The following is a 16,712-nucleotide window of genomic DNA, read 5'->3' as shown; positions in this document are numbered from 1 at the left end:
GCTGCAGCACCGGGCGGTTAACGTGATGGGTTCGATACATGCGGCGGTTAACTTCAGCAGGAGGATGTGATGAACGATAAAACGGCACGCCCGCAGGATGTGGTTCAACAACAGCTTGACGCCTATAACGCCCGCGACATCGACGCCTTCATGGCCTGCTGGGCGGACGACGCGCAGTATTACGAGCATCCCGACACGCTGCTGGCCAGCGGCAAGGCGGCGATCCGCGAACGGCATCTGGTGCGTTTCCAGGAGCCGAGTTTGTACGGTGAACGGATAAAACGCATGGCGGTGGGGAACATGGTGGTCGATCAGGAAGTGGTGACACGGAACTTCCCGCAGGGGCGTGGCAAAATGGATGTCATCGCCATTTACGAAGTGGAACAGGGGCAGATCGCCAAAGCCTGGTTCAAGATCGGCCCCTGCGTGCCGGATGAGGGCGCGCTCTAGCCGCGCATTATTGCAACGCCATCACCGCTTCTATCTCTACGCACACCTGCGGTGAAAACAACGCGCTGACTGCCATCAGTGAACAGGCCGGCAGCGCGCCATCGAAATAGTCAAACAGCACCGGGCGCACGCCCGCCAGATCGGCGATGTCGGTCAGGAACACGCTGATTTTAATCAACGCTTTAAGATTAACGCCTTCGCTGGCGGCGATAGTGGCTAACTGCTCGAGGATCTCCTGCGTTTGCTCCGGCGCGCTCAAGCCTTGCGCGTCGGTGGCGAAGGCCGTCAATCCCGACACGTACAGGCGATCGCCGTGGCGCACCGCATGCACATAGGGGCCGCCCGGCGTGGGCAACTGCGGATAATTCGTGCGTTTTAATAATGTCATGATCAAACCCCGCGCAAGACCGGTTAATAAAATCGACAAACTTGGTTAGGATACTGAGGAAACGGCGGCCAGACGCCGCGCACCGATGATATTTGAGAGTATCATCCTTCTTTATTTTATACGCCCTCTCTCACCAGAATGTGACAGTGCGGCGCAGCTCGGCCACAAGGACGCATGAGACGATGAACCCGCTTTTTACTCCCTACCTGCAACGCTGGCAACTGGAACAGGACGGCAAAGCCTTCGAAACCCACAGCAGTCTGCTGATGCCGGTGCGTTACCGGGGCGAGGCGGCGATGCTGAAGATCGCCCGCGAGCAGGAGGAGCGCTTCGGTGGCCAACTGATGTGCTGGTGGCGCGGGGAAGGCGCCGCGCAGGTGCTGGCGTGGCATGACGACGGCATTCTGCTGGAGCGCGCGCAGGGTGAAGGCTCGTTGGCGCAACTGGTGCGTGACGGCGACGATGAGCAGGCCACGCAAATCCTGTGCCGGGCGATCGCCGCCTTGCATGCGCCGCGAGCGGAACCGTTGCCCGAGCTGATCCCGCTGCAGGAGTGGTTCAGCTCACTGTGGCCGGCGGCGCAGGCGCACGGCGGCATGCTGCGTCTCTGTGCCACGGCGGCGGCGGAATTGCTGAACAGCCCGCGAGAAGAGAGCGTGCTGCACGGCGATATTCACCATGACAACGTGCTGGACTTCGGCGAACGCGGCTGGCTGGCGATCGATCCCAAGCGTTTGTATGGCGAACGGGGCTTTGACTACGCCAACATCTTCTGCAATCCCAACTACGGCATCGCCACCGATCCGGCCATTTTCCAGCGCCGCGTGGAACAGGTCTGTCGCTTGGCCGGGTTGGATCGCCGGCGCTTGCTGCAATGGATCCTGGCCTGGTCGGGGCTCTCCGCCGCCTGGTTCATGGAAGACGGGCAGGCGGCGGACATCGACTTTCGCGTCGCCGAGCTGGCGGCGCGCGCGCTGGATCTCCCGCTGCCGGGCGGCGACTCAGGGTTCATCCTGCCAGTAATCGAGCGAGGTTGAAGGGCGCTGCAGGTAGCGCACCTGCTGGCCGTCTGCGCCGCGCGCCATCGCCTGGTATTTGCCGGAATCCGGGTACATCACCAGCTCCGGCTGCTCGCGCGTGCTGACGGACAGGTACTTCAGCGGCGCATCGGAGGTGTTGATGATCTGGTGCGGGTATTCCGGGCCCGGCGGAATGAAGATGACATCCCCGCTGACGATCGGCAGCATTTCTCCGGCCACCCGCAGCGTACCGCTGCCTTCCAGAATGATGAACATTTCCTCCTGAGCGTAGTGAAAATGGTAGGGGCAGGAGCGCATACCCGGCGCGACACAATCGAAAGAGGCGCCCAGCTTGTCGGCGGCGGTGCCGGTGCCGAGGCGAGCGCCGACGCTGTCATACAGCGGCGGCCGCCGATCGTGCCGCTTATCTACTCGTTCGACATTGCGTATCAGGCGCTGAGCCAACAGCGCAGCTTTCTCAGTCATAGGCTTCCTTGGTGACGGCGTCACTTATTTTGTGAATTGATCTCAAGACGACAGAGAAAGTGAAGGCGCCATGGCGGCACTTGTCAATGTAGACCGCCCGTTATGCTTGGCTTGTTCGCTGCGGCAGCGACAGCAGCAGATGGGCGATCGCGCCGCCGACGATGCCCCAGAAGGCCGAACCGATGCCCAGTAACGTGACGCCGGAGGCGGTGATGAGGAAGGCGATCAGCGCCGCGTCGCGCTGTTTCTCATCATGCAGCGCGCGCTGCAGGCTGCCGCCGATGGTGCCGAGCAGCGCCAGCCCGGCGATGGTGTGGATCAGGGCGAGGGGCAGCGCGCTGAACAGCAGGCCGATGGCGCCGCCGAACAGCCCGGCCAATAGGTAGAAGCCGCCGGCGGCCACCGCGCCCATATAGCGGCGCTGCGGATCGGGATGCACGTCCGGGCCCATGCAGATGGCGGCGGTGATCGCGGCGATGCACACCGAGAATCCGCCGAACGGCGCCAGCAGCAGCGCGGTGAGCGCCGTCCAGGCGATCAGCGGTGAGGTGGGGACGCGGTAGCCCGCCGCCCGCAGCGTGGCGATGCCAGGCGCATTCTGCGAAGCCATGGTCACCACGAAGAACGGCACGCCGATGCCCAGCAGCGTCGGCCAGCTGAAGTGCGGCGCGATAAATTCCGGCATGGCAAACGCCGGCGCGTGTTGTGCCGGCTGGATATCGCCCTGCAGCGCGGCGATCGCCAGCCCGGCCGCCAGCGTCAGCACGATGGCGTAGCGCGGCAGATAACGGCGGCTGAGCAGATAGGCCAGCCCCATGCCGGCGCTCAGCGGGAAATTGAGCTGCAGCGAAGCGAAGGCGTCCAGCCCGAAACGCAGCAGGATCCCCGCCAGCATCGCGGCGGAAATCGCCTGCGGAATATAGTCCATCAGGCGGGCGAACAGCCCGGTGACGCCGCACAGCAGGATCAGACCGGAAGCGAAGATAAACACCCCGATCGCCTCGTTGATCGGCGTACCGGGCAGGCTGGTGACCAGCAGCGCCGCGCCGGGCGTCGACCAGGCGGTGAGGATAGGAGTGCGATAGTAAAGCGACAGTCCCAGCGAGGTGACGCCCATCGCGATCCCCAGCGCGCTCAGCCAGCCGCCGATCTGCGCCGGTGTGGCGCCCGCGGCGGCGGCGGTCTGGAAAATGATCGCGGCAGAGCTGGTGTAACCCACCAGAACGGCGACAAAGCCGGCCATGACGGCGGGCAGGGTCAGATGGCGCAGGGAGAGGGCTGGGCGCATGAGAAGCTCCAATTGGTGGTTGTGCGTTATAACGCACGATGAGAAATCAGCATAGCACCGTGCGCTATAGCGCACAAGCGGGTATAATCGAGCCCGACATGCAGAGGAGAACAGGATGCAGGAACTTGCCGGCCATTTGGCGCACACCCTTCGCACGCTGCGTGCACAGCGCGGCTGGAGCCTGACGCAGGCGGCGGAATACACCGGCGTCAGCAAGGCGATGCTCGGGCAGATCGAACGCGGCGAGTCCAGCCCGACGGTGGCGACGCTGTGGAAGATCGCCACCGGTTTCAACGTGGCGTTCTCCGCTTTTCTTGAGGCGTCGCCCGCGCAGCAGCAGGCGACGCTGCACCGCTACGGCGATCTGCCGGTGTACGATCAGGACAACGCCGACATGCGCGTGGTGCCGTTGTTTCCCTACGATCGCCAGCTGGGTTTCGATATGTTCGTCATCGATCTTGCGCCGGGCGCGCTCAGCGAGTCGTCGCCCCATGAGCCGGGCGTGATCGAGCATGTGATCGTGATCAGCGGCCGGTTGGAGTTGGCGATAGACGGCGAATGGCACAGCCTGGCCGCCGGCGAGGCGATGCGCTTTCAGGCCGATCGGCCGCACGCTTACCGCAACGCCAGTTCACAAACGGTGCGTATTCACGATCTGATCCACTATCCTCAATCCTGACTCAACGCGGCGGCCGTGGGCTTTGACTCCGCGCCGCCAAACGCCTACCTTGTTGAAAATGACTCTTATTTCACAGGCTGTCGCCCACGACGGGGCGGCGTTGCAGCCGACTCAAAAGGAGCTTGATTTTGCCGGTCACCAATCGACGTCAGTTTATTAAACTCAGTGCGCAAACCGCAGGAGCCGTATTCGCGATGACTTCATTACCCAACAGTATCCGCCTGGCGATGGCGGCGGAAGGCGGCGCGGCCGCCGGCGATGAATTCCTGTGGCTGGAGGAGCTGCAGGGTAAAAAAGCGCTGCAATGGGTGCAGCAGGAAAATCAGCGCACCGTGGCGCGTTTCGGCCAGGGCGAAGACTTTCAGCGCATTGAGCGCGAGGTGCTGGATATCCTCAATAAAGACACCCAGATCCCGTGGGTGAGCAAGCGCGGCGAGTACTATTACAACTTCTGGCAGGACCAGGCCAACCCGCGCGGCCTGCTGCGGCGCACCACGCTGGACGAGTACCGCAAGGCCAAACCGGCCTGGGAAACGGTGCTGGATATCGACGCGTTGGGCAAGGCGGAGGGCAAGGATTGGGTTTATCAGGGCTCACAACCGCTGGCGCCGGAATACCGCTATTGCCTGATGCAGCTGTCGCCGGACGGCGGTGACGCCACCGAAATCCGCGAATTCGATCTGGTGGCCAAACGCTTCGTCAAGGACGGCTTCAACGTGCCGGTGGCGAAAAGCCGGGTTTCCTGGGTCGATCGGGACACGCTGTTCATCGCCACCGATTTCGGCCCCGGCTCGATGACCCAGTCCGGTTACGCGCGCATCGCCAAACGCTGGCGGCGCGGCACGCCGCTGAGCGCCGCCGAAACGCTGTATGAAGCGCAGCCTGAGGACATGGCGGTCTTCGCCTATCACGATCGCACGCCGGGCTTTGAGCGCGATTTCGTCGGCCGCAGCCTGGATTTCTATCGCCGCGACTACTTCTTGCTGGCTCAGGACGGCCGGCAGATCAAAATCGACATCCCGGCCGACGCCGAGCTGGATACGCACCGTGAATGGCTGCTGATTAAACCGAGCAGCGACTGGGAGGTGGGCGGCAAGCGCTATCCGTCCGGCGCGCTGCTGGCGGCCAACTTCGATGACTATCTGGCGGGCAAGCGCGAGCTGCAGCCGCTGTTTACCCCAACGGCGGAGCAGGCGCTGAGCGGCTACAGCGGCACCCGCGATCACCTGATCCTCAGCATCATGGATAACGTGGTCAACCGGCTGGAAGTGCTGACGCCGAAGGGCGGCAGTTGGCAACGTCGCCCGCTGGGCAACCCCGGCGCCATCAGCACCATTTCCGCCGGCGGCATCGACGAAGAGAGCAACGCCTATTTCCTGACCGTCAGCGGGTTCCTGCAGCCGACCTCGCTGTACATGGGCAATCTCGACGGCGGTGAGGCGACGCTGCTGAAACAGGCGCCGCAGGATTTTGACGCGTCAGGCTACCAGGTGAGCCAGCATTTTGCGCGCTCCAAGGATGGCACCCGCGTGCCGTACTTCCAGATTGCCGCCAAAGATCTCAAATCGGACGGCAGCACGCCGACGCTGCTGTATGGCTACGGCGGGTTTGAAGTGCCGCTGCTGCCGGGCTATCTCGGCGGCAAGGCGCCGGCCTGGCTGGAGCGCGGCGGGGTGTACGTGGTGGCCAACATCCGCGGCGGCGGCGAATACGGCCCGGCCTGGCACCAGGCGGCGCTCAAGCAGAATCGCCATCGCGCCTACGAGGATTTCGCCGCCGTGGCCGAAGATCTCATCGCACGCAAGGTGACCTCGGCGCCGCATCTGGGCGCGCGCGGCGGCAGCAACGGCGGCCTGTTGGTGGGCAATATGCTGACGCTGTATCCGCAGCTGTTCGGCTGCATCGTCTGCGAAGTGCCGCTGCTGGACATGCAGCGCTATACGCAGCTTTCCGCCGGCGCGTCGTGGATCGCCGAATACGGTGACCCGAGCAAGCCGGAGCAGTGGGCTTATATCAAAACCTTCTCGCCGTACCACAACATTCAGGCGAAAACGGCCTATCCGCCGGTGCTGTTCTATACCGCGACCAGCGACGATCGGGTCAACCCGGCCCACGCCCGCAAAATGGCCGCGCGCATGCAGGCGATGGGGTATCAGCAGGCTTATTTCTACGAGAATACCGAAGGCGGGCACAGCGCCGCCGCCGACAAGCAACAGGCGGCGTTCCACAGCGCATTGGTGAGCGAGTTCATGTGGGCCAACCTGAGCGGCAAACCCAAGTCAGCGTAAGCCTTTTTCTTGCAGGCATAAAAAAACACCGGGGCGTTAACTCCGGTGTTTTTATTTACGTCTCAATCTGCCGGCGATCAGCGAGCCGCGGTGGCTTCCTGCGCTTTCTGATTGGCGTCTTCGGTGGTGTCCAGCGTCATGCGATACAGCTTCGGCGCGGTCAGCATCATCAGGATAGCGATGACGGCGGTGACGATACCGATCTGCATAAACACATGGCTGTAGATGGCCAGCGAAGCGTGCGCGTCGTTGATGTCGCTTGGGACGGCGGTCAGACCGGCAACCTTACCGGCGATCAGCGCGGCGGCGGCGGTAGTCAGGAACCAGGAGCCCATGATGAAGCCCATCAGGCGCTGCGGCACCAGCTGCGCCACCATCGCCAGACCCAGGCCGGAAATCATCAGCTCGCCGATGCTCTGCAGCGCGTAGCTCAGGATCAGCCAGTTGACCGACACGATGCCCTGTTCGTTGGCGAAGCTGGCGCCCCACGGCAGCACCAGGAAGGCGCAGGAGCAGAGGATCATGCCGAAAGCGAACTTGTGCGGCATCGGCAGGCGATCGCCCATTTTGTTATACAGCGCCGCCAGAATCGGGCTGGCGAGCATGATCCAGAATGGGTTCAGCGCCTGATACTGCTCCGGCTCGAAGGCGACGCCGAAGATGCTGTGTTCCACGTTGTGGATGGCGAAGAAGTTCAGCGAGGTTGGCATCTGGCTGTACAGCACGAAGAACACCACCGCTTCCAGCATCAGCAGGAAGGCGACGATCATCTTGCGGCGAGCGGCGCCGTGCAGGGCGAAGGTTTCCTTGGCGAACACCAGAACGATGCCGGCGGAAACCAGGGCCAGCGCCCAGCGCGCGATCACCTGGTTGTGCAGCAGCCAGCTGGACACGGCGATCAACGCCACGATGCCGACCAGCACCATCAGCAGTTTCGGCAGATGCAGCGGCTTGAAGTCAGGCTTGGAACCGTTTTCCTTCACCCACTTGCGGCACATCATAAAGTTGACCAGGGTGATCAGCATGCCGACCACGCTCAGCGAGAACGCCACGCTCCAGCCGTATTTCGCCGCCAGCCACGGAGTGGCCAGCATAGAGAAGAAGGAACCGATGTTCACCGACATGTAATACATGGTGAAGGCACCGTCGAGACGCGGATCGTCTTTCTCATAGCAGGTGGACAACAGGGAGGACGGGTTGGCCTTGAACAGACCGCTGCCCACGGCGATGGTCGCCATGCCCATGTAGACCCAGAAGATGTCGTGGCCGGAGTAAGCCACCATGGCGTAACCGGCGGCCAGCACCAGCGCGCCGAGCACGATCACGCGTTTGGCGCCCAGCACTTTGTCGCCCAGCCAGCCGCCGATGGCGACGAAGCCGTATACCAGGGCGCTGAAGGAAGAGAACAGGGTGATGGAGTCGGCTTCGCTCATGCCGAGCATCTTGACCAGATAAACCGCCATGATGCCCTGCAGGCCGTAGTAGCCGAAACGCTCCCACAGTTCGATCGAGAAGATCAGATAGAACGCTTTCGGTTGTTTGAACGCGTTAAGGCTAACGCTCTCCGGATGTTGGTTGTTTGCTGTTGACACTGGTACCTCTGTTTTTTCGCAGCCCGTCTTTGGAGGACGGGAAAGTACAAAAGTTGATGCGGAACGGCATCCTTTTGCGTTGTTATAGGATGGGGACGGCGGTTAATGTTCACTATCTTTGTCAACGAGGCAAGCAGTTTGTCATATTCGGTTACATTTAACGCCCGCAGGATTATGCCGCGATGTTGCAAATGTTATGCAGTATTAACTTTCGGGTTTTAATGGTTTGCCGATTTTTTGTTTTGATTAAAAGCTATACGAATTTTAAACAGGGATATATTCTGCTGAATTGCTATTTTTTAGCGCATCAGTGTAGGTGAGGTTATTAATCCGTTGGAATGTTGTGCACATGGCGCGTTTTGTAAAATTATAGAAATTTGGGAAAACGAGACTGGCATTTGTGAACGCCTTGTGATCCTGAAAGCGTGACGTTCACCGCAATTTTCGACTAATTTTTCGCTTGAAAATAACACGGCACTGAGCTTTTCACTGAAAACCTCGAAATTGCCGGGGTTACTGCTGCGCGATATCACATTTCCGATAAAAAAGAGGCGCTGGCGGGGGGAGAGGTGGCGACGGGTGCGGTTTGCCGCACCCAACAGACTCAGGATTCCGGATAAACCTTTTCTTTATACTCGCACAGGTCTTCGATAATGCAGGAGCCACAGCGCGGTTTGCGCGCGATGCAGGTATAGCGGCCGTGCAGGATCAGCCAGTGGTGGCAATCGACCTTGAATTCGGCGGGCACCACCTTCAACAGCTTCTCTTCCACCTGATCGACGTTCTTGCCTGGCGCGAAGTGAGTGCGGTTGCACACCCGGAAGATGTGGGTGTCCACGGCGATGGTCGCCCAGCCGAAGGCGGTATTGAGCACCACGTTGGCGGTCTTGCGGCCGACGCCTGGCAGCGCTTCCAGCGCGGCACGATCTTCCGGCACTTCGCCGCCGTGCAGCTCCAGCAGCATGCGGCAGGTTTTGATCACGTTTTCGGCCTTGCTGTTGAACAGACCAATGGTCTTGATGTACTCCTTGACGCCATCAACCCCCAGCGCCAGCATGGCGGCGGGGGTGTTGGCGACCGGATAAAGCTTGGCGGTCGCTTTGTTGACGCTGACGTCGGTGGCCTGTGCGGACAGCAATACCGCGATCAGCAGTTCAAACGGCGTGGTGTACACCAGTTCGGTGGTCGGATGCGGGTTGTTGTCGCGCAGCCGGGTCAGAATTTCCAGTCGCTTCTGCTTGTTCATCAGGCCTTCTCAGCACGTCCTTGTTCCAGCAGCGGTTCCACCGCCACGGCGCGGGCTTTGCGCGCCTTCATTTTTTCGTCGATCAGATATTTGACCGCCAGCAGCAGCCCCAGGCCGATAAAGGCGCCCGGCGGCAACATGGCCAGCAGGAAGGGGCTGTCGAAATGCACCACTTCGATGCGCAGTGACTTGGCCCAGCCGCCCAGCAGCTGGTCGGCGCCATCGAACAGCGTGCCGTTGCCCAACAGTTCTCGCATCGAGCCCAGCGTCACCATCACGCCGGTGGCGCCGAGGCCGATGGCCAGACCGTCCAGCGCCGAGAGGCCGACCGGTTTTCGCGCCGCCACCGCTTCGGCACGGCCGACCACGATGCAGTTGGTCACGATCAACGGAATAAAGATCCCGAGCGACTGATACAAACCGAAGGCATAGGCGTTGATCAGCATCTGCACGATGCTCACCACCGCGGCGATGATCATCACGTAGATCGGAATACGCACTTCGCTCGGCACCCAGCGGCGCACCGCGGAAATCGAGGCGTTGGTCAAGACCAAAACCAGGGTGGTGGCCAACCCCAGGCCGAGCGCGTTGGTGACGGTGGAGGTCACCGCCAGCAGCGGGCACATGCCCAGCAGCTGCACCAGGGCGGAGTTGTTCTTCCACAACCCCTGGACGATCAATTCTTTGGCTTCACTCATTCGGCGGCTCCACACGCAGGTAAGCTTTCAAGTTTAGGCGGCAGCGTTTCCATATACAACGCCGTGCGGCGCACTGCATTGACCACCGCACGCGGGGTGATGGTAGCGCCGGTGAACTGATCGAACATACCGCCGTCTTTCTTCACCGCCCAGCGCTTATCGTCCGGGCCTTCGATTTTCTTGCCGCTGAAGAAGGAAATCCAGTCGGAAATGCGCAGTTCGATTTTGTCCCCCAGCCCCGGGGTTTCGTGGTGTTCAATCACGCGGGTGCCGAGCACCGTGCCGTTGAAATCGGCGCCGACCAGCAGCTTGATGGCGCCGGAGTAGCCGTCCGGCGCGGTGGTTTCCAGCGCGGCGGCGGTCGGTTGCCCGTTTTTGCGCGCCAGGTACAAGCGGTGCGGCGCGCCGTCGCCCAGCGCCGGATCGCTGACCAGGAGGCATTCGTTCTGCATAATGTTGTCGTAGTTTTCCGGCGGCACCACCTGATCGAGCAACGCTTTTTGCTGCAGCGCCGCCTGATGGGCGATGGTGCCTTTCGTCAAGGTATAGACCACGGCGGTCAGGCCGGTGGTGACCGCCGCGAACACCGCCAGCGTGGTGCCGTGCTTTCTCATGGAATTCAGCATGGCGGCTCCTTAGCGATGGCCGTACACGCGCGGCTGCGTGTAGTGGTCGATTAACGGGACGGTGATGTTGGCGAGCAGCACGGCGAAAGCCACGCCGTCGGGGTAGCCGCCATAGACGCGGATCAGCCAGACCAGCATGCCGATCAGCGCGCCGTAGATCAGGCGGCCCTTCGGCGTGGTGGAGGCGCTGACCGGATCGGTGGCGATAAAGAACGCGCCCAGCATGCTGGCGCCGGAGAACAGGTGAATCAGCGGCGAAGCCTGATGCGCCGGATCGATCCACCAGGCAAGGCCGGAGCAGAAGGCGATGGCGGCCAACATGCTGAAAGGGATTTGCCAATGGATCAGGCGCCGCGCCAGCATAAACAGGCCGCCGGCCAGGAAGCCGAGGTTGACCCATTGCCAGCCGATGCCGGCCAGCGCGCCGCCGAACAGCGGCTGCTGTAACACCTGTTCCACGCTGTGGCCGCTGCGCAGGCCGGTTTTGAAGCCGTCGAGCGGCGTGGCCTGGCTGATGCCGTCCACGCCCATCTGCAGTTCGTGCAGCGTCGCGCCTTGCGAGGTATGGCCGCTGAAAATGGCCAGCAGCGTGTCGTGGAGCGACAGCGCGGTGGCGCGCAGCTCATCCGGCGGCAGCCAGCTGGTCATCTGTACCGGGAAGGAGATCAGCAGCACCACGTAACCGACCATCGCCGGGTTGAACGGGTTCTGCCCGAGGCCGCCGTACAGCTGCTTGGCGATGACGATGGCGAAGAAGGTACCGATAACGATCATCCACCACGGGGCCAGCGGCGGCAGGCTGATGCCGAGCAGCAGGGCGGTCAGCAGGGCGGAGTTATCCGCCAGCCGGCTGCGCACCGGCAGCTTGCGCAGCCTGAGGATCGCGCCTTCTGCGGCCAGCGCGACGATCGCCGCCAGCGCCACCTGAATCAATACGCCGTAGCCGAAGAACCAAATCTGCGCCGCGATGCCGGGAATGCACGCCAGCATCACCCACAGCATGATGCGGCTGGTGCTTTGCTGGTTGTGGGTGAACGGCGAGCTGGCGATGTGTAAGCCTTTGGCGGCTGTGGGTGATACCGGCCTGAACTTCATAGAGTAACGATACCTTCTGCGCCGCGCCTGCGGCAGTTTCGATGCGCCGAATTGCGGGCGCGGCAAAAATAATAGCCGAGCATTCTACCTGATTCGATGCGAGGGTAATACGCCTTAATGATAGGGGTATTCGGCTTTCCGCGCATCTGGCGATCGGGACGGCGCGATTTGATTTTTTTTTGGCCGGAAAATAGGCTAACGTGAGGAATTGTCAGTGGAACTTGTGCCGCCATCGACCGCAATAAATGGGTTAACCGTATGAATGAAATATCATTTTTCACCAGATTTCCGCACAAAATAACAACTTTCACATAATCCGTGTAGGTTACTATCGCGAACATTATTGAGTCAGTGAACCCATAATAATGACAAATGAAGACATTTTTTTTATTGAAGAGCTAATTGAGTGGGTGGAGATACATCTGGAGAAACGGCCAAACCTGGATGAAGTCGCGCGTATTTCGGGCTATTCCAAGTGGCATCTGCAGCGTAAATTCAAGCGTATTACCGGCATTCAACTCGCCACCTACATCCGTTCGCGTATCCTGACGCGCGCCGCGGTGGCGCTGCGCATTACTCGTCGCTCGATCATCGACATCTCCGATGAGCTGGGCTTCGACTCTCAGCAGACCTTTACCCGCATGTTCAAGCAGCGCTTCGGCACCACGCCCAATCGCTACCGATCGATGACGCACTGGGACGTGAAAAACCTGATGCCGCGCTTTAACTTCGATGCCAGCTACGGCGCCGGTTATTACCCGGAAGTGAAGCGGCTGACGCTGCCCGAGATGCAGTTGGTCGGTTTCACGCGCCGGCTGGATTTCGCCTCCGAACAGGAGCTGGAGTACTCTTCCTGCATGGCGATGAAGGACGAGATTTTCAACGACTTCTTCAAGGGGCTGCACGTCGACTGTCGGCGGATTTACAGCATCTACTCCCCTCATGCCGGGGAGGGCGACGAGCTCTCATCCACGCTGGTGATGGCGGTCGATCCTGAACACAAAAAAGATATTCTTTCCAACTATCAAATCGACACTTTCCATCTGCCGAGCCGCGAGTTTATCTCCATCAACCATAAGGGTTCGGCGAAAGAGTGTTTGCAGTTTTTCGGCTACCTGATGTCGCATGTAATGCCGGGGCTGAAGGATGAAGTGCGCGGCAGTATGGAAATGGAGATCATTCAAACCAAAGAGTGGAATCCGGAATCCAAACTGCGCCAGATTGATGTGGATTACACCTACCTGATCTCTATCGATTAAACGGCGCCGGCGTCAGCCAGGCGCCGCTGTCATCATTTGTCTTCCGTTTCCGCCGCCAGCGATTCCCTGGCGGCTTTTTTGGCTTTGGCGCGGGCGATAGCCGCCGCGACCGCCGCCTTGCGCGGATCTTCCTCGGTGACTGCCGCCGCCGTTTCCGCCGCTGCAGGGGCATCCGCCTGCTGAGCCGCTTTCTTGGCTTTGGCGCGGGCGATAGCCGCCGCGACCGCGGCCTTGCGCGGATCTTCCTCGGTGGCTGCCGCCGCCGTTTCCGCCGCTGCAGGGGCATCCGTCTGCTGCGCCGCTTTCTTGGCTTTGACACGCGCCAGAGCGGCAGCGACCGCGGCCTTGCGCGGATCTTCCTCGGCGGTTGCCGGCACCGTTTCCGCCGGTGCAGGGGCGTCCGCCTGCTGCTCTGCCTTTTTGGCTTTGGCGCGGGCGATGGCCGCCGCGACCGCCGCCTTGCGCGGATCTTCTTCGGCGGTTGCCGGCGCCGTTTCCGCCGCTGCAGGGGCATCTGCCTGCTGCTCTGCCTTTTTGGCTTTGACGCGCGCCAGGGCGGCAGCGACCGCCGCCTTACGTGGATCGTTCTCTGCTGCTGCCGGAGCAGTGCTGTCTGCGGCCGGCGCTTCCTTGCGCGCTTTCACGCGGGCCAGCGCCGCGGCCACGGCGGCTTTGCGCGCGTCGTCGCCGGAGGCCGCCGGTGGCGCCTCTTTTTCCGCCTCGGCCGCCAACTGGGCGCGGCGTTCACGCGCCTGCGCTTTACGCGCTTCGCGGGCGGCGATCATTTCGCTGTTATCCGGCTGCTGGCCGTCGACCGGCGTAACCGCCGCTTCGGCATTCTTGCTGCGCACGCGCGCCAGCGCGGCCTGCACCGCACCCTGATCGTCGTCGGTCAGTTTGACGGCGGCTTTTTTGTGCCGCTCTTCGCGCGCCAGCTTCTCGCGCTCCAGGCGGGCCAGCTTGGCTTCGTAACGCGCCTTGGCCTCGGCGGCGCGCGCCGCTTCCAGATCGATAGCCTTGATCTCGGCCTTTTCCTGACGGTAGTACTGTACCAGCGGGATGTTGCTGGGGCAGACGAACGCGCAGGCGCCGCATTCAATGCAGTCGAACAGGTTATGGTTGCGCGCCTTGTCGTGCTCCTGCCCACGGCTGAACCAGTACAGCTGCTGCGGCAGCAGCCCGGCAGGGCAAGCGTCTACGCACAGGCCGCAGCGGATGCAGGACTGCTCCGGCTCCTGCGGTGTCATTTCATCGACCGTCGGCGCCAGAATGCAGTTGCTGATCTTGACGATCGGCACGTTCAGCGCAGGCAGGGTAAAGCCCATCAGCGGGCCGCCCATGACCACCATCTGCTGCGCCTGCGGGCGGAAACCGGCGAAGTCAAGCAGGTGCTGCACCGGCGTGCCGATGCGCGCCCACAGGTTGCCCGGGTGCTCGATCGCGTCGCCGGTCAGGGTCACTACGCGCTCAATCAGCGGTTCGCCGTCGACGATCGCTCGCTTGATGGCGAAGGCGGTGCCGACGTTTTGCATCAATACGCCGATGGCAGAGGAGTGCTTGCCGTGCGGCACTTCCTTGCCGGTCAGGATCTTGGTCAGCTGTTTGGCGCCGCCGGACGGGTATTTGGTGGGGATAACGCGTAGCGCAATGCCGGACTGGCCGCGCAACGCCTGCTTCAGCGCCGCGATCGCCTCCGGTTTGTTGTCTTCGATGCCGATCAGCGTGACCTTGGGTCGCAGAATATGTTGCAGGATCTGCGTGCCTTCAACGATCTGATCGGCATGTTCCTGCATCAGGCGATCGTCGGCGGTGATGTAAGGCTCGCACTCGGCGGCGTTGAGGATCAGCGTTTCCACGCCGCTCATGCCGCCCTGCAGCTTGCTGGCGGTCGGGAAACCGGCGCCGCCCAGACCGGCGATGCCGGCCTGATGAATACGTTGAATCAGATCCGCGGCGGGCGCTTGGCGGTAGTCAGCCACCGGATCGCGCTCGCACCAGCGGTCTTCGCCGTTCGCCTCGATAATCACGCACAGCTCCGTCAGCCCGGAAGGGTGCGCGGTGATGTGCGGCGTGATGGCGCTGACGGTGCCCGAGGTCGGGGCGTGAACCGGCACGGTGCGGCCGCGGCCGACGGTCAGCGGCTGGCCTTTCAACACCCGATCGCCGGCATTGACGCACAGCTCGCCTTCCGGCCCCAGATGCTGCTGCAGCGGAATGATAAAGGTCTTGGGCAGGGGAGCGACACGCAGCGGCGCACCGCTGGACTGCGTTTTCATTTCCGGCGGATGGATCCCGCCGTTGAAATCCCAGATCCGGTCTTTTTTAAAGGCGGCGAACAGATTAAGCATGTTGCTCCACGTGGATCACTTGCACCGGGATCGTCTTCATGTCCCACTTCCAGTTGGCGGTGGTGGTGGCGACCGGTCTCATTTCAATACAGTCGGTAGGGCAAGGGGCGACGCACAAGTCGCAGCCGGTGCAGAGGTCGGTGATGACGGTGTGCATGGCGCGGGTGGCGCCGACGATGGCGTCCACCGGGCAGGCCTGAATGCACTTGGTGCAGCCGATGCAGTTGGCCTCGTCGATATAGGCCACTTTACGCTCCGGTTCGGCGGCGGCTTCGCTGCCCAGCGGCTGCGGCTCGACGTTGAGCAGCTCCGCCAGTTTCAACATCACCTGTTCGCCACCCGGCGCGCATTTGTTGATCATCTCGCCGTTGGCCACCGCCTCGGCGTAGGGGCGGCAACCGGGGTAGCCGCACTGGCCGCACTGGCTCTGCGGCAGGATCGCGTCGACCTGCTCGGCGACCGGATCCTCCTCCACCTCAAAACGGCGCGCGGCGTAGCCCAGCACCAGTCCGAACAGCAGCCCGAGCGCGCTTAAAGCCGCGATAGCTATCCACAACGCAGTCATTAGAATTTCACCAGCCCGGTAAAGCCCATAAAGGCCAGCGACATCAGCCCGGCGGTGATCAGTGCGATCGAGGAGCCGCGGAACGGCGCCGGCACGTCGGCGACCGCCAGACGTTCGCGAATGGCGGCAAACAGCACCATGACCAGCGAGAAACCGGCGGCGGCGCTGAAGCCGTACACGGCGGACTGCAGGAAGTTGTAGCCGAGGTTAACGTTAAGCAACGCCACGCCAAGCACCGCGCAGTTGGTGGTGATCAGCGGCAGGAAGATGCCCAGCAGGCGGTAGAGCGCCGGGCTGGTCTTGCGCACCACCATCTCGGTGAACTGCACGACGACGGCGATCACCAGAATGAAGGAGAGCGTGCGCAGGTACACCAGATCCAGCGGAACCAGAATAAAGGTGTTGATCACCCAGGCGCTGACGGAGGCCAGCGTCATGACGAAGGTGGTGGCCATTCCCATGCCGATGGCGCTTTCCAGCTTCTTGGAAACGCCGAGGAACGGGCACAGGCCAAGAAACTTCACCAGAACGAAGTTGTTCACCAGTACGGTGCCGACAAACAGGAGCAGGTATTCGGTCATTGCGATGCCTAAAAAAATAAAAGCCGCCTATTATCGGGAATCGGCGGCCGGACGACAACATATGAATCGCAGGGGTATTGCCTTTTTTGGCGAAAATTTACACA

Annotated in this window: 17 protein-coding genes; 5 read left to right on the top strand and 12 right to left on the bottom strand. The window is 61.8% G+C overall.

The features are described 5' to 3' along the window. The first annotated feature begins 69 nt into the window (after positions 1–69). A complete protein-coding gene (locus ACJ8MK_RS18410) occupies positions 70–450 on the top strand; it encodes a nuclear transport factor 2 family protein (protein ID WP_038874851.1) in 381 nt (126 codons plus the stop codon). A gap of 7 nt (positions 451–457) precedes the next feature. Here the strand turns inward: ACJ8MK_RS18410 and ACJ8MK_RS18405 are convergent, their stop codons facing one another. Further along, positions 458–838: a RidA family protein gene (locus ACJ8MK_RS18405; RefSeq protein WP_033654780.1), complete on the bottom strand. Its 381-nt coding sequence runs from the start codon at positions 836–838 to the stop codon at positions 458–460. A 182-nt stretch (positions 839–1,020) separates the two neighbouring features. Here ACJ8MK_RS18405 and ACJ8MK_RS18400 point away from each other — a divergent pair, with 182 nt between their 5' ends. Then, complete coding sequence (locus ACJ8MK_RS18400) at positions 1,021–1,875, top strand: aminoglycoside phosphotransferase family protein (RefSeq protein WP_047567697.1); 855 nt, start codon at positions 1,021–1,023, stop codon at positions 1,873–1,875. Here the strand turns inward: ACJ8MK_RS18400 and ACJ8MK_RS18395 are convergent. Continuing rightward, entirely contained in the window at positions 1,840–2,343 is a 504-nt protein-coding gene (locus ACJ8MK_RS18395; RefSeq protein ID WP_033638403.1) for a cupin domain-containing protein, read from the bottom strand. The genes ACJ8MK_RS18400 and ACJ8MK_RS18395 overlap by 36 nt on opposite strands. A 100-nt stretch (positions 2,344–2,443) precedes the next feature. Continuing rightward, positions 2,444–3,631, bottom strand: a complete 1,188-nt coding sequence (locus ACJ8MK_RS18390) for a benzoate/H(+) symporter BenE family transporter (protein ID WP_442517966.1) — start codon at positions 3,629–3,631, stop codon at positions 2,444–2,446. Between the two features lie 115 nt (positions 3,632–3,746). Here ACJ8MK_RS18390 and ACJ8MK_RS18385 point away from each other — a divergent pair, with 115 nt between their 5' ends. Both ACJ8MK_RS18385 and ACJ8MK_RS18380 read left to right on the top strand, forming a co-directional pair. After that, a complete protein-coding gene (locus tag ACJ8MK_RS18385; protein WP_033638405.1) occupies positions 3,747–4,310 on the top strand; it encodes a helix-turn-helix domain-containing protein in 564 nt (187 codons plus the stop codon). Positions 4,311–4,504: 194 nt separating this feature from the next. Next, positions 4,505–6,598, top strand: a complete 2,094-nt coding sequence (locus ACJ8MK_RS18380) for a prolyl oligopeptidase family serine peptidase (RefSeq protein ID WP_101426857.1) — start codon at positions 4,505–4,507, stop codon at positions 6,596–6,598. Between the two features lie 77 nt (positions 6,599–6,675). On the opposite strand, the gene dtpA is transcribed toward ACJ8MK_RS18380, so the two are convergent. The 6 genes from dtpA to ACJ8MK_RS18350 form a co-directional block, all read right to left on the bottom strand. Continuing rightward, positions 6,676–8,190 (bottom strand): dipeptide/tripeptide permease DtpA, encoded by a 1,515-nt coding sequence (dtpA, locus tag ACJ8MK_RS18375; protein WP_033638407.1) that lies wholly within the window; start codon positions 8,188–8,190, stop codon positions 6,676–6,678. 604 nt (positions 8,191–8,794) lie between these two features. Beyond that, a complete protein-coding gene (nth, locus tag ACJ8MK_RS18370; protein ID WP_019455952.1) occupies positions 8,795–9,436 on the bottom strand; it encodes an endonuclease III in 642 nt (213 codons plus the stop codon). After that, a complete protein-coding gene (locus ACJ8MK_RS18365; protein WP_033638408.1) occupies positions 9,436–10,134 on the bottom strand; it encodes an electron transport complex subunit E in 699 nt (232 codons plus the stop codon). Before ACJ8MK_RS18365 ends, nth begins: the two co-directional genes overlap by 1 nt. Next, positions 10,131–10,760, bottom strand: a complete 630-nt coding sequence (gene rsxG / locus ACJ8MK_RS18360; protein ID WP_033654762.1) for an electron transport complex subunit RsxG — start codon at positions 10,758–10,760, stop codon at positions 10,131–10,133. The genes ACJ8MK_RS18365 and rsxG overlap by 4 nt, the downstream gene beginning before the upstream one ends. A 9-nt stretch (positions 10,761–10,769) precedes the next feature. Then, positions 10,770–11,855 carry an electron transport complex subunit RsxD gene (gene rsxD, locus ACJ8MK_RS18355; RefSeq protein ID WP_049197119.1) on the bottom strand — a complete coding sequence of 362 codons (1,086 nt, stop codon included), beginning with the start codon at positions 11,853–11,855 and terminating at the stop codon, positions 10,770–10,772. Then, positions 11,852–12,196: a hypothetical protein gene (locus ACJ8MK_RS18350; RefSeq protein WP_442517965.1), complete on the bottom strand. Its 345-nt coding sequence runs from the start codon at positions 12,194–12,196 to the stop codon at positions 11,852–11,854. Before ACJ8MK_RS18350 ends, rsxD begins: the two co-directional genes overlap by 4 nt. A gap of 24 nt (positions 12,197–12,220) precedes the next feature. Between ACJ8MK_RS18350 and ACJ8MK_RS18345 the strand changes: the two genes are divergently transcribed. Beyond that, positions 12,221–13,114 carry a helix-turn-helix domain-containing protein gene (locus tag ACJ8MK_RS18345; RefSeq protein WP_039566349.1) on the top strand — a complete coding sequence of 298 codons (894 nt, stop codon included), beginning with the start codon at positions 12,221–12,223 and terminating at the stop codon, positions 13,112–13,114. Positions 13,115–13,146: 32 nt separating this feature from the next. On the opposite strand, the gene rsxC is transcribed toward ACJ8MK_RS18345, so the two are convergent. From rsxC to rsxA, 3 genes are read right to left on the bottom strand one after another with little or no spacing between them, the layout of a single operon-like run. After that, the gene (rsxC, locus tag ACJ8MK_RS18340; RefSeq protein WP_414123827.1) at positions 13,147–15,462 is read right to left on the bottom strand and encodes an electron transport complex subunit RsxC; all 2,316 of its coding nucleotides are present in this window, start codon (positions 15,460–15,462) and stop codon (positions 13,147–13,149) included. Further along, entirely contained in the window at positions 15,455–16,027 is a 573-nt protein-coding gene (rsxB, locus tag ACJ8MK_RS18335; RefSeq protein ID WP_004938428.1) for an electron transport complex subunit RsxB, read from the bottom strand. The genes rsxC and rsxB overlap by 8 nt, the downstream gene beginning before the upstream one ends. Further along, complete coding sequence (rsxA, locus tag ACJ8MK_RS18330; protein ID WP_004938443.1) at positions 16,027–16,608, bottom strand: electron transport complex subunit RsxA; 582 nt, start codon at positions 16,606–16,608, stop codon at positions 16,027–16,029. The genes rsxB and rsxA overlap by 1 nt, the downstream gene beginning before the upstream one ends. Positions 16,609–16,712: the final 104 nt, after the last annotated feature.

It is taken from the genome of Serratia sp. CY38905 (assembly GCF_052168875.1).
Lineage (GTDB): Bacteria > Pseudomonadota > Gammaproteobacteria > Enterobacterales > Enterobacteriaceae > Serratia > Serratia sarumanii.
The sequence above is the reverse complement of the archived record's forward strand: the minus strand, read 5'-3'. Positions and strand labels throughout refer to the sequence as shown.

Bases quoted from the DNA above. Each gene is read 5' to 3' on its own strand.
- ACJ8MK_RS18385 (WP_033638405.1), top strand. From the start codon at position 3,747: ATGCAGGAACTTGCCGGCCATTTGGCGCACACCCTTCGCACGCTGCGT.
- rsxD (WP_049197119.1), bottom strand. From the start codon at position 11,855: ATGAAGTTCAGGCCGGTATCACCCACAGCCGCCAAAGGCTTACACATC.
- rsxC (WP_414123827.1), bottom strand. From the start codon at position 15,462: ATGCTTAATCTGTTCGCCGCCTTTAAAAAAGACCGGATCTGGGATTTC.
- ACJ8MK_RS18400 (WP_047567697.1), top strand. From the start codon at position 1,021: ATGAACCCGCTTTTTACTCCCTACCTGCAACGCTGGCAACTGGAACAG.
- nth (WP_019455952.1), bottom strand. From the start codon at position 9,436: ATGAACAAGCAGAAGCGACTGGAAATTCTGACCCGGCTGCGCGACAAC.
- ACJ8MK_RS18395 (WP_033638403.1), bottom strand. From the start codon at position 2,343: ATGACTGAGAAAGCTGCGCTGTTGGCTCAGCGCCTGATACGCAATGTC.
- rsxA (WP_004938443.1), bottom strand. From the start codon at position 16,608: ATGACCGAATACCTGCTCCTGTTTGTCGGCACCGTACTGGTGAACAAC.
- ACJ8MK_RS18350 (WP_442517965.1), bottom strand. From the start codon at position 12,196: ATGTTCGCGATAGTAACCTACACGGATTATGTGAAAGTTGTTATTTTG.
- ACJ8MK_RS18410 (WP_038874851.1), top strand. From the start codon at position 70: ATGAACGATAAAACGGCACGCCCGCAGGATGTGGTTCAACAACAGCTT.
- ACJ8MK_RS18380 (WP_101426857.1), top strand. From the start codon at position 4,505: ATGACTTCATTACCCAACAGTATCCGCCTGGCGATGGCGGCGGAAGGC.
- rsxG (WP_033654762.1), bottom strand. From the start codon at position 10,760: ATGCTGAATTCCATGAGAAAGCACGGCACCACGCTGGCGGTGTTCGCG.
- ACJ8MK_RS18365 (WP_033638408.1), bottom strand. From the start codon at position 10,134: ATGAGTGAAGCCAAAGAATTGATCGTCCAGGGGTTGTGGAAGAACAAC.
- ACJ8MK_RS18390 (WP_442517966.1), bottom strand. From the start codon at position 3,631: ATGCGCCCAGCCCTCTCCCTGCGCCATCTGACCCTGCCCGCCGTCATG.
- rsxB (WP_004938428.1), bottom strand. From the start codon at position 16,027: ATGACTGCGTTGTGGATAGCTATCGCGGCTTTAAGCGCGCTCGGGCTG.
- ACJ8MK_RS18345 (WP_039566349.1), top strand. From the start codon at position 12,221: ATGACAAATGAAGACATTTTTTTTATTGAAGAGCTAATTGAGTGGGTG.
- ACJ8MK_RS18405 (WP_033654780.1), bottom strand. From the start codon at position 838: ATGACATTATTAAAACGCACGAATTATCCGCAGTTGCCCACGCCGGGC.